The sequence below is a fragment of the Actinosynnema sp. NPDC059797 genome, assembly GCF_042732085.1.
Taxonomy (GTDB): Bacteria; Actinomycetota; Actinomycetes; order Mycobacteriales; family Pseudonocardiaceae; genus Actinosynnema.
This window is the reverse complement of sequence record NZ_JBHWIE010000254.1, coordinates 1-10,231: the sequence shown is the minus strand read 5'-3', so window position 1 is coordinate 10,231 and position 10,231 is coordinate 1. Positions and strand designations below refer to the sequence as shown.

9 protein-coding genes are annotated in these 10,231 nt (G+C 71.3%); 8 read left to right on the top strand and 1 reads right to left on the bottom strand.

From position 1 onward, the window contains the following. Positions 1-122 precede the first annotated feature (122 nt). The gene (locus tag ACFV4N_RS33135; RefSeq protein ID WP_499676591.1) at positions 123-2,402 is read right to left on the bottom strand and encodes a (Fe-S)-binding protein; all 2,280 of its coding nucleotides are present in this window, start codon (positions 2,400-2,402) and stop codon (positions 123-125) included. Positions 2,403-2,546: 144 nt separating this feature from the next. Between ACFV4N_RS33135 and ACFV4N_RS33130 the strand changes: the two genes are divergently transcribed. From ACFV4N_RS33130 to ACFV4N_RS33095, 8 genes are all read left to right on the top strand, one after another. Further along, positions 2,547-2,882 carry a DMT family transporter gene (locus ACFV4N_RS33130; RefSeq protein ID WP_499676590.1) on the top strand — a complete coding sequence of 112 codons (336 nt, stop codon included), beginning with the start codon at positions 2,547-2,549 and terminating at the stop codon, positions 2,880-2,882. Positions 2,883-2,991: 109 nt separating this feature from the next. Continuing rightward, positions 2,992-3,501 (top strand): TetR/AcrR family transcriptional regulator, encoded by a 510-nt coding sequence (locus tag ACFV4N_RS33125; RefSeq protein ID WP_499676592.1) that lies wholly within the window; start codon positions 2,992-2,994, stop codon positions 3,499-3,501. 23 nt (positions 3,502-3,524) lie between these two features. Next, on the top strand, positions 3,525-4,094 hold the full coding sequence (locus ACFV4N_RS33120) for a hypothetical protein (protein ID WP_499676589.1): 570 nt from the start codon (positions 3,525-3,527) through the stop codon (positions 4,092-4,094). 408 nt (positions 4,095-4,502) lie between these two features. Then, entirely contained in the window at positions 4,503-5,291 is a 789-nt protein-coding gene (locus ACFV4N_RS33115) for a DUF4097 family beta strand repeat-containing protein (protein WP_499676588.1), read from the top strand. A gap of 531 nt (positions 5,292-5,822) precedes the next feature. After that, positions 5,823-7,670 (top strand): molecular chaperone DnaK, encoded by a 1,848-nt coding sequence (gene dnaK, locus ACFV4N_RS33110; protein ID WP_499676587.1) that lies wholly within the window; start codon positions 5,823-5,825, stop codon positions 7,668-7,670. Beyond that, on the top strand, positions 7,667-8,383 hold the full coding sequence (gene grpE / locus ACFV4N_RS33105) for a nucleotide exchange factor GrpE (RefSeq protein ID WP_499676586.1): 717 nt from the start codon (positions 7,667-7,669) through the stop codon (positions 8,381-8,383). The genes dnaK and grpE overlap by 4 nt, the downstream gene beginning before the upstream one ends. Positions 8,384-8,403: 20 nt before the next feature. Beyond that, positions 8,404-9,564, top strand: a complete 1,161-nt coding sequence (gene dnaJ, locus ACFV4N_RS33100) for a molecular chaperone DnaJ (RefSeq protein ID WP_499676585.1) — start codon at positions 8,404-8,406, stop codon at positions 9,562-9,564. A 2-nt stretch (positions 9,565-9,566) separates the two neighbouring features. Further along, the gene (locus tag ACFV4N_RS33095) at positions 9,567-9,995 is read left to right on the top strand and encodes a heat shock protein transcriptional repressor HspR (RefSeq protein WP_499676584.1); all 429 of its coding nucleotides are present in this window, start codon (positions 9,567-9,569) and stop codon (positions 9,993-9,995) included. Positions 9,996-10,231: the final 236 nt, after the last annotated feature.

Sequence of the window (10,231 nt, the reverse complement as noted above, 5' to 3'; positions counted from 1 at the left end):
TTCACCCCCCGCGGTGGGGTTAATTGGGCGGTATACTGGGTGGTGGAGTTTTTTGCCAAAACGGGGTTGTCAGGGGGGGGGGGGGCACGCCCTCCGGGGGGGTATGGGTTCCCCCCGGGCGCTCAGTTCGACGACGAGGGCGCCTTGTCCTCGTCGGGCAGCGGGGTGCCGGTGGGCGTCGCGTCCGTCGGCACGTCCTGCGCCTCCCGCTCCTGGCCGCGGCGCACCGCGGTCAGCAGCAGCTGGGCCACGTCCACGACCTCGACGTGGCCGCCGGCCACGCCCTCGTTCTGCCGGGCCGTGACGCCGTCGGTGAGCATCACGCGGCAGAACGGGCAGCCGGTGGCGATCTTCGACGGCGCGGTGCCCAGCGCCTCGTCCACGCGGTCGACGTTGATGCGCTTGCCGATCCGCTCCTCCATCCACATGCGGGCGCCGCCCGCGCCGCAGCACATGGACCGGTCGGCGTGGCGGGGCATCTCGCGCAGCTTCGCGCCCGACGCGCCGACCAGCTCGCGCGGCGCCTCGTAGACCTTGTTGTGCCGGCCCAGGTAGCACGGGTCGTGGTAGGTGACGTCCTCGGCGACCTCGGCCACCGGCACCAGCCGCCGCTCGCGCACCAGGCGGTTGAGCAGCTGCGTGTGGTGCACGACCTCGTACTGGCCGCCGACCTGCGGGTACTCGTTGGCGAGGGTGTTGAAGCAGTGCGCGCACGTCACGACGATCTTGCGCTGCCCCGGCCCGCGCCCGTCGAACACGGTGTTGAGCACCTCGACGTTCTGCTGCGCCAGCATCTGGAACAGGAACTCGTTGCCCGCGCGCCGCGCCGGGTCGCCGGTGCAGGTCTCCTCCGGCCCGAGCACCGAGTACTTGACGCCCGCGGTGTGCAGCAGCTCGGCGACGGCCCGCGTGGTCTTCTTCGCCCGGTCCTCGAACGCGCCCGCGCAGCCGACCCAGAACAGGTACTCGGTGTCGCCCAGGTCGCCGTCGAACACCGGCACCTCGAAGTCGAGGCCCTCGGTCCAGGCCAGGCGGTCCCGGGAGTTCTGGCCCCACGGGTTGCCCTTGTTCTCCAGGTTCTTGAACATGCCGCCCAGCTCGGACGGGAAGTTCGACTCGATCAGCACCTGGTAGCGGCGCATGTCGACGATGTGGTCGACGTGCTCGATGTCCACCGGGCACTGCTCGACGCACGCGCCGCAGGTGGTGCAGGACCACAGCACCTCGGGGTCGATGACGCCCAGCTCGTCCGGGCCGCCGACCAGGGGCCGCTCGGACTCGGCCATGGCCAGCACGTCGATGGACTCCAGGCGCTTCTTGTAGTCCTCGTACTTGTCCTCGACCAGGCCGACCTCGTCGCCCGCCATGTCGCGGCTGCCGCCGGCCAGCAGGTACGGGGCCTTGGCGAACGCGTGGTCGCGCAGCTGGGTGATCACCAGCTTGGGCGACAGCGGCTTGCCGGTGTTCCACGCGGGGCACTGGGACTGGCAGCGGCCGCACTCGGTGCAGGTGCTGAAGTCCAGCCAACCCTTCCAGGTGAAGTCCTCGACCTTGCCGACGCCGAAGGTGTCCTTGTCGGGGTCGGCCTCCTCCAGGTCGAGGACCTGGCCGCCGCTCATCATGGGCTTGAGCGCGCCGAGCGCGACGCCGCCGTCGTCCTCGCGCTTGAAGTAGATGTTGAAGAACGCGCTGAACCGGTGCCAGGCGATGCCCATGGTGAGGTTCTTGCCGACCACGATCAGCCACACCATGCCCGACAGCAGCTTGATCGCCGCCATGACCGAGACCCAGTTCGGGCTGGCGGGCAGGAGCGTCGACAGCGGCGCGGTGAGGAAGGACGACCACAGCGGCGGGTCCTCCAGGCCGGAGGCCTGCTTGAACGCCTTCACGCCCAGGATGCCCAGGCCCTCGACGATGACCACGGCCTCGACGAAGTAGGCGGACTTGAAGCTGGACCCGGCGAAGCGGGACAGCCGGTCGGCGCGGCGGGGGTGGTTGAGCTGGCGGATGACCGCGAGCGCGACGCCGCCGGCGACCGTGCCGATGCCGAGCAGCTCGACCAGCAGCGACCACGCGGGCCAGGTGCCGATGACCGGCCAGTGGAAGCCGGGGCTGAAGACCTCGCCGTAGGCCTCGAACAGCACCGCGGAGCCGATGAGGAAGCCCCACATGACCATCCAGTGCCAGGGGCCGACCTTCCGGAACTTCATCATCCGGGTGTGCGCGACGAACTCGACGAGCAGGGTTTTGAGGCGCGGCCAGAACGGCCCGGTGCGCGTCGGGTCCGGCTGGCCGAGCCGGATGATGCGGATCATCCGCAGGACACCGGCGACGAACAGACCCCAGGCGTACACGCTGACGGCGACGCCGATGGCGCCGAGGGTGAGCTGGAGGGCTCCCATTGTGGTGGCGGCCTTTCTCGTCCGTCTCTCTTGGCTCGGCAGCCTACGCCCCATTACTCATCAGTAACCACCTGAGCGTGGTGGATCGCATAGCCCCGGGTAGATTGGTGGAACAGGTGTTCAACTTTCCGGGGGTGCGTGCTCGTGGTCGTCTACCTGGCCTTGGCCGTCGCGATCGCCGCCGAGGTGGCCGCCACGGTGTCGCTGAAGCTGTCCGAGGGGTTCAGCAAGCCGATTCCCTCGATCGTGGTGGTGATCGGCTACCTGGTCGCGTTCGGCGCGCTGAGCAAGGTGCTCCAGCTGGGCATGCCCATCGGCGTGGCCTACGCCATCTGGTGCGCGTTCGGCGTCGCGGCGGTGGCGGCCGTGGGCGTGGTGCTGTTCAAGGAGCCCCTGAACGCGACGATGGTCGTCGGCCTGCTGCTGGTGATCGCCGGCGTGGTCGCCATCGAGCTGGGCAGCAGCGCCGGCAATGCCTGACCAGCCCTCTCCCACCTCCCTCACCTCCCGCCCTCCCACCCCCTCCTTCGCTTCCCGTTCTTCGTCCGCTTCCCGCTCCTCCTCCGCCTCCCGCCCGGACGGGCGTCGCCTGCGCGGCGAGCAGCGGCGTCGGGCGATCCTGGAGGCGACCCTGCGGGTCGTGGCGCGGGACGGCGTGGCCGGGGTGAGCCACCGGTCGGTGGCGCGCGAGGCGGGCGTGCCGCCGTCGTCGGCCACCTACTACTACGCGACGCTGGACGACCTGCTGATCGCCGCGCTCACCTGGTCGGCCGACGAGCTGGCGGTGGGCTTCCGCGACGTGGCGCCCCGGCCCGCGGCGGTGGCGGGGTTCGTCGCGGACGCGGTGGGCGCGCACCGGGCGCGGACGCTGGCGGGGTACGAGCTGTACCTGCTCGCCGCGCGCCGGCCCGAGCTGAGGCCGGCGGCGCGGCGGTGGTTCGAGGTGCTGGGGGACGTGGTCGGACCGCGGGACCCGGTGGCGCTGCGGGCGATGCTCGCGGGACTCGACGGGCTGCTGATCCAGGGCCTGATCGCGGATTTCCCCCCAATGGCGGATGATCTCGAACCTGTCGTGTCCCTTCTGATGCACGGCCGATGACCTTCGCGCGGGACACTGGTGGCATGAGGTTCGCCGGTCGGGAGTCGTGGCAGGTGTCGCACGGGACGAGCCAGGCGGTCAACACCGCCCTGTTCCTCCGCGACACCCTCGCGCTCTCGGTCGACACCGTCCCGGAGCTGCCCGGCCTCGACCCCCCGGTGCCGGTGGTGGTGCCCCCGGGCGTCGACCGGGCGGCGGCGGCCGAGGAGTGGCTGGGCTGGTGGGCCGACGTGCTCGACCACACCCGCGCCGAGCTGCCGTCGAGCACGCCGGACGACCCGTCGGGCCCGTCGCTGCGGGTCCGGCCGGCGTTGCGGGCCGCGGTCCTGGCCCTGCGCCGGGCGGCGAGCGACTACGACCACCGCAACGACCACTCCCGCAACGCCCTGCCGATCGGCGAGGTGGTGCGGGGCGTCGAGCAACGCCTGGGCCGCTACGTGCGCCCGTTCCGCCTGGTGATCACCGAGGTCCCGGTGCAGGGCCTGGTCTGGGAGCGCATGACCGACACGCACGTGATCGCGTCCCAGCGCTTCCTCGACGACCCGGCCCTCAGCGCCCCGGCCCTGCGCTCCACCATAGAAACCCTCGCCTGACCCCGCGTGTCCTCCGCTCAGACATCGCGTGTCCTGCGTTCGGACCGCGCGAGTCGTACGTTCAGACCTGTCGTGTCGTACGTTCAGACCTGCCGTGTCGTACGTCCGGGCCGGGCGAGTCGTACGTTCGGGCCGGGCGAGTCGTACGTTCGGGACCCCCGAGTTCTCCGTCCGCGCCGCTTCGGGCACGCCCGCGCGGCCACCCGGCTGTCCTGAACGCTGAACTCACCGGTCCCGGACGTACGACTCGCGCTGCCTGGACGTACGACTCGCGATGTCCGAGTCGAGGACACGCGCGGGGGGTAGGGACAACCCCCATGTCGGGTCGGGGGTCTTCCTGATGGGAGGCGGTCGGCCCGGCGCCTAGTTTTGAGGTCAATGACGTGAACGCCTGAGGGGGCGAGTGTGGTGGGCAAGCGACGAATCGGCTCGGCGGCCGTCGCGGTGGTGATCGCGGCGGTGGCGCTCACGTCCTGCGTGCGGTTGGTGCAGCACGGCTTCGAGGACCAGCACACGGTGACCCAATCGATCACCGAGGTCCGGCTCCAGAACGGTTCCGGCAACGTCCTGGTCCGGAGCAGCGAGGGCGCCACCTCGACCGACGTCCGCCGCCGCCTCCAGTACCCGAAGAGCGCCGAGAAGCCCTCGGGCCTCTTCCACCGCGTGGAGGGCACGACCCTGGTCCTCGACGGCTGCGGCAACCGCTGCACGGTGGACTACGAGGTCGTCGTGCCCTCGGCGGACGTCCGGGTGGTCGGCGAGAACAGCTCCGGCGACGTCCGCTTCGAGGGCGTGGCCGCGGTCGAGGTCCAGGTCGGCTCGGGCAACGCGGACATGAGGGACGTCTCCGGCCCGATCCGCATCGACAACCACTCGGGCGACGTCACCGCCGCCAACGTGGGCGGCGACTTCACCGGCCAACTCGGCTCGGGCAACGCGACCCTGTCGGACATGCACGGCGCGGTGACCGTCGAGGACCACTCCGGTGACGTGGACGTGCACGTGACCGCGGCGAAGTCCGTCCACGCCGTGTCGGGCAGCGGCAACGTCACCGTGCGGGTCCCGCGCGCCCCCTACCGGGTGGACGTGGAGACCGGCAGTGGCGACCAGCGGGTGGGCGTCCCGAACGACCCGGCCGCGCCCGTCGAGCTGTTCCTGCGCGCCAGCAGCGGCGACGTGAACGTCCTCGCCGCGTGACGCCCGCGCGCCCCGGCGCCGCCCGCGCGTCCTGCGCGTAGGCCGCCACCGGCAGCGGCCCCCACCCCATCGTCGAACTCGTCGGCCCCGGTCAGCGGCACGTGGTGCGCCGCCTGACCGGGGCCGGCGAGCCGCGCGCGGGGTAGGTCGGGCGCCTCGGGCCGCACGTCCTCGCCGAGCGCCGGGGAGAACGTCGCGACGCGGTCGGACAGCGGCCGCGGCGCCGCCCGCCGTGCCGGGCGTCGACGTGCTCGGCCGAGCCCGGACTCCTCCACCGGCTCGACCCGTTCCCCCAGCGTGCGACCGGGGCGCTCGCGCGAGGACGCCGCCACCGCGGTGGTCGCGTGGTCGGGTGACCTCACGCCCTCGGGTGTCCCGGATCACGCCCCGCCGGGAACACCGAGGCCGCCCCGACCGTTGGACGGAGCAGAAAGGTTGAGTCAGTTGGACTCAAGTCCGGGGTAGCCGGCAAACTTGAGCCAGTACCGCTCAACGCGGGGCTCTCACAAACGCACTACCAGGAGGAATCCAATGGCGCGAGCGGTCGGCATCGACCTTGGGACGACCAACTCCGTCGTCGCGGTCCTCGAGGGTGGCGAGCCGACGGTGATCGCCAACTCCGAGGGTTCGCGCACGACCCCGTCGATCGTGGCCTTCGCCAAGAACGGCGAGGTGCTCACCGGGCAGCCCGCCAAGAACCAGGCGGTCACGAACGTCGACCGGACCATCCGGTCCGTCAAGCGGCACATCGGCACCAACTGGTCCACCGAGATCGACGGCAAGAAGTACACCCCGCAGGAGATCAGCGCGCGCGTGCTGATGAAGCTCAAGCGCGACGCTGAGGCGTACCTGGGCGAAGAGATCACCGACGCCGTGATCACCGTCCCCGCCTACTTCGAGGACGCGCAGCGCCAGGCCACCAAGGAGGCCGGCCAGATCGCGGGCCTCAACGTGCTGCGCATCGTCAACGAGCCCACCTCCGCCGCCCTGGCCTACGGCCTCGACAAGGGCGAGAAGGAGCAGACCATCCTGGTCTTCGACCTCGGTGGCGGCACGTTCGACGTCTCGCTGCTGGAGCTCGGCGACGGCGTGGTCGAGGTCCGCGCCACCTCCGGCGACAACCACCTCGGCGGCGACGACTGGGACCAGCGCATCGTCGACTGGCTGGTCGAGCGCTTCAAGCAGAGCAACGGCATCGACCTCACCAAGGACAAGATGGCGCTCCAGCGCATCCGCGAGGCCGCCGAGAAGGCCAAGATCGAGCTGTCCAGCTCGTCCCAGGCCACCATCAACCTGCCCTACATCACCGTCGACGCGGACAAGAACCCGCTGTTCCTCGACGAGACCCTGTCCCGGGCCGAGTTCCAGCGCATCACCAACGACCTGCTGGAGCGCACCCGCGCCCCGTTCAACAACGTGATCAAGGACGCCGGCATCAGCGTCGGCGACATCGACCACGTCGTGCTCGTCGGCGGCTCCACCCGCATGCCCGCCGTGGCCGAGCTGGTCAAGGAGCTCACCGGCGGCCGCGAGCCCAACAAGGGCGTGAACCCTGACGAGGTCGTCGCGGTCGGCGCCGCCCTCCAGGCCGGCGTGCTGAAGGGCGAGGTCAAGGACGTCCTGCTGCTCGACGTCACCCCGCTGTCCCTGGGCATCGAGACCAAGGGCGGCGTGATGACCAAGCTCATCGAGCGCAACACCACCATCCCCACCAAGCGCTCCGAGATCTTCACCACCGCCGACGACAACCAGCCGTCCGTGCAGATCCAGGTCTTCCAGGGCGAGCGCGACTTCGCCGCGGACAACAAGAAGCTCGGCATGTTCGAGCTGACCGGCCTCCCGCCGGCCCCGCGCGGCGTCCCCCAGATCGAGGTCACCTTCGACATCGACGCCAACGGCATCGTGCACGTGTCCGCCAAGGACATGGGCACCGGCAAGGAGCAGCGGATGACCATCACCGGTGGCTCCGCCCTGCCGAAGGACGACATCGACCGCATGATCAAGGACGCCGAGGCGCACGCCGAGGAGGACAAGCGCCGCCGCGACGAAGCCGAGGTCCGCAACCAGGCCGAGACCCTCGTCTACCAGACCGAGAAGGTCGTCAAGGAGAACGACGAGAAGATCCCGGCCGACGTCAAGGACAAGGTCAAGGCCGCCATCGAGGAGACCAACGAGGCCCTCAAGGGCACCGACATCGCCAAGGTCCGCGCCGCGGTGGAGAAGCTCGCCACCGAGTCGCAGGCCATCGGCCAGTCCCTGTACGCCAACGCCGCGCCGACCGCCGACGCGGGCGCGCCCGGCGCGGCCACCGCGGGTGACGCGCCCAAGGCCGACGACGTGGTCGACGCCGAGATTGTGGACGAGGACGACAAGAAGTGACCCAGCCCGAAGAGCAGCCCCAGGTGGTCGTCACCGACCGCAGGCGCATCGACCCCGAGACGGGAGAGGTGCGCGCCACCTCCCCCGACAACGGCGACACGCGGGCCGAGGCCCCCGCCGCACCGGAGCAGGCGCAGGACCAGGCCCCGTCGCAGGACCAGGCCCCGGCCCCCGCCGAGCAGGCCCCGGAGGGCGGCAAGCACGCCGCCCCCGACCGGCCCGACGAGGCCACCGCCGTCCCCGACGACCCGAGCGTCGCGCTGAAGGCCCAGCTCGACGAGCGGACCGCCGACCTCCAGCGGCTCACCGCCGAGTACGCCAACTACCGCAAGCGCGTCGAGCGCGACCGGGAACTGGTGATCACCACGGCCAAGGCCCAGGTGGCGGGCGAACTCCTCGGCGTCCTCGACGACGTCGAGCGGGCCGAAGCCCACGGCGACCTCACCGGCGCGTTCAAGGCCGTGGCCGACAAGCTGGTCAACACCCTCCGCGGGCTCGGCCTCGAACCGTTCGGGCACGAGGGCGAGGAGTTCGACCCGTCCGTCCACGAAGCCGTGCAGCACAGCACCTCCCCGGAGGTCAGCGGACCCACGGTCACCGCCGTGCTGCGCCGCGGCTACCGCTACGGCGAACGGGTCCTGCGACCCGCGCTGGTCGGCGTCACCGACCACGAGCCGGAGCCGGCCGCCGCGGAGCAGGCCGAGGACAACTGACGAAAGGGGGGTGATGTCCGGTGAGTGCTAGGGACTGGATCGAGAAGGACTTCTACCGCGAGCTGGGCGTCTCCTCCGACGCCTCCGCCGACGAGATCAAGAAGGCGTACCGGAAGCTGGCCCGGGAACTGCACCCCGACGCCAACCCCGGCGACGCCAAGGCCGAAGCCCGGTTCAAGGCCGTCTCCGAGGCCTACGGCGTCCTGTCCGACCCCGCCAAGCGCAAGCAGTACGACGAAGCCCGCCGCCTCTTCGCCGGAGGCGGCGGCTTCCCCGGCGGCTTCGGCACCGGCACCGGCGGCTTCGACGTCGGCGACCTGTTCGGCCGCACCCAGCAGCCCGGCGGCATGGGCGGCCTCGGCGACCTCCTCGGCGGGCTGTTCAACCGCCGGGGAGGCACCTCCGCCTCCGCCACCCGGCCCCGCCGCGGCGACGACGTCGAAACCGACGTGCGGATCGACTTCACCGAAGCCGTCCGCGGCGCGACCGTGCCCCTGCGGCTGTCCAGCCCCTCGGCCTGCGGCACGTGCTCCGGCTCCGGCGCACGACCCGGCACGACCCCCCGCACCTGCCCCACCTGCGGCGGAGCCGGGCTCGTCACCCGCAGCCAGGGCGCGTTCGCGTTCTCCGAACCGTGCACCGACTGCCGCGGCACCGGCCGCATCATCGACGACCCGTGCCCGGAGTGCGGCGGCGACGGCGTCAGCACCAAGACGCGCACCCTCACCATCCGCATCCCCGCCGGAGTCGACGACGGCCAGCGCATCAGGCTCGCCGGACAAGGCGAACCCGGCCGCAACAACGGACCGACCGGCGACCTGTACGTGCGGGTGCACGTCAACCCGCACCCCGTCTTCGGCCGCTCCGGCAACGACCTGACCCTCACCGCACCGGTCACCTTCCCCGAACTGGCCCTGGGCACCACGTTGACCGTGCCCACCCTGGACGGCAAGGTGACCTTGAGGGTCCCCGCGGGCACGGCCAGCGGCCGGGTGCTGCGGGCCAAGGGCAAGGGCATCGCCAAGCGCGACGGCCAGGTCGGCGACCTGCTGATCACGCTCCAGGTGGCCGTGCCGAACAACATGGACGCCGCGGCACGCGAGGCGTTGGAGAAGTACGCGGCGGCAACCGCCCACCACGACCCGCGCGCCGAACTCAACGCCCTGGTGGAGAAGAGGTAGGTGTGAGCTTCCCGTTCCCGCCCGGCACCGACGAGGACACCCCGTTCTTCGTGATCTCCGTGGCGGCCCAACTGTCGGGTCTGCACGCGCAGACCCTGCGGTCGTACGACCGGATGGGGCTGGTGTCGCCGGGACGCACGTCCGGGGGCGGGCGCCGGTACTCGATGCGCGACATCGTGCTGCTGCGCGAGGTGCAGCGGTTGTCGCAGGAAGAAGGCGTCAACCTCGCGGGGATCAAGCGGATCATCGAGCTGGAGAACGAGGTGGGCGCCCTGCGCGCCCGGGTGCAGCAGCTGACCGAGGAACTGGCCTCCGCCATGGCGGCGGCCGAGCAGGCGGCGGCGTCGGTGCACGCCTCGTACCGCCGCGACCTGGTGCCGGTGCGGCACGAGACCGCGTTGGTGGTGTGGAAGCCGGGCCCCAAGCGCTGACCCTCCCGGTCACACGATGGGGTGACCGATGTACGGAAACACTGTTACCGAGCATCGGTTGCACATGAGGAACCCCGCGACCACCACCGCACCACCCACACACCCCCCGACGGCCCGGCCCGCACCCACCCGCCGGGCCCGCCGCGTAGCCCCACGGGACCCCGCACACCCCCACGCCGCGGGCACCCATGCCACCCCCACAACCCCCCCACCAGTCAAGAAAACACAACAAACCC

What these genes read in the sequence shown, in the direction of transcription:
- ACFV4N_RS33135 (WP_499676591.1), bottom strand. Translation starts at nt 2,402, where the DNA reads ATGGGAGCCCTCCAGCTCACCCTCGGCGCCATCGGCGTCGCCGTCAGC.
- ACFV4N_RS33120 (WP_499676589.1), top strand. Translation starts at nt 3,525, where the DNA reads ATGAGGTTCGCCGGTCGGGAGTCGTGGCAGGTGTCGCACGGGACGAGC.
- dnaK (WP_499676587.1), top strand. Translation starts at nt 5,823, where the DNA reads ATGGCGCGAGCGGTCGGCATCGACCTTGGGACGACCAACTCCGTCGTC.